The sequence below is a fragment of the Mycobacterium sp. TH-M82 genome (assembly GCF_057473605.1).
This window is the reverse complement of the sequence record NZ_JBYCKY010000826.1, coordinates 1-1061: the sequence shown is the minus strand read 5'-3', so window position 1 is coordinate 1061 and position 1061 is coordinate 1. Positions and strand designations below refer to the sequence as shown.

Annotated in this window: 1 protein-coding gene; it reads right to left on the bottom strand. The window is 64.7% G+C overall.

The annotated features are described in order from the left end of the window. The coding region (locus AC2VON_RS24145) for a hypothetical protein (RefSeq protein ID WP_486955098.1) at positions 1–950 on the bottom strand (950 nt) is incomplete at its 3' end. Positions 951–1061 lie beyond the last annotated feature (111 nt).

Sequence of the window (1061 nt, the reverse complement as noted above, 5' to 3'; positions counted from 1 at the left end):
CCGAGCAGGTCGTTGAGTTTCTTCCGCAGCTCGTCGGTGGTCGGGTCGGGCGCGACCGCACCGGTGAGGGTCGCCGGCGTGGGCTCAGGCTTGGGATCTCCAGGCTTGGGGTCTCCCTTGTCCTTACCTTTGTCCTTACCTTTGCTACCGAAGTTGATGGGCGTCGCGTTCGAGGTGACGGTCCATGAATCCAGCTGTGTGTCAAGGTCTTTCGCGGCGGTATCCGCCGTGCCCTGCGCCGTGAGCATCTCGTGTTTCGGACCGTCCACGTCCAGGTGCTCGTCCAGGGCTTGGTACACCTCCCACAACCTCCACGCCGCCAGCGCCGGCGCCCCGATCAGCGACAGTGGGCCCGTGCCGAGCGGAATGAGACCCAGGTCCTGCCACTTGAGGTGAAGCTCATCCCAACGCCGCGCGAGCATGTCACGGGCTTGACGGACCACAGTGTGGATACCGTCCAGGTGGGACACGGCGGCGGTGTCCGTGGCTTCGATGGCGGCGGTCGCGGCGTCGTACACCTCCTGTGTACGGTCGGCGATGGCGGCGATGTCGAAGTGCCCGCCCGGTCCGTACACGGCGTTCACCCTGTCAACCCACTGCTCCCCCGAGTGTGAGTTCAACGCCGCGCCGACCGTTTCCATCGCCGCCACGATTTTCTTCATTGGGGCTTCCAGAACCTGTTCCGGGTCGAGTGTGCTTACCGCGCTCGGCATTTCGACACAGCCCAGGTCGCACCCGTCGGGGCAATACGACCAGGTGTGCTGTGGGTCCCGGTTCAGCACCGCCGCGTTGAGCTTGTCGATGCCACGGTCCCACCCGTACACGCTCTTGGTGCCGCCGTTGTCGTCGGGGTCGTCCACGTCACCCACCCCTGACACGGGTAGGTACAGCGTCGGCTGTCCGCCCCGGTCAGGACTCGGCGGGGTGTGCTTGAGATGCTCAGTGTCCATTACCTGTTACTCCATCGTCAGGTTCGTGTCGATGTTGTTGAACTTGTTCGCGTGCTCGTGCTCGCTGTCGTCGTGGGTTTGGCACAGCTCGTCGATGGCGGCGGCGTCGTG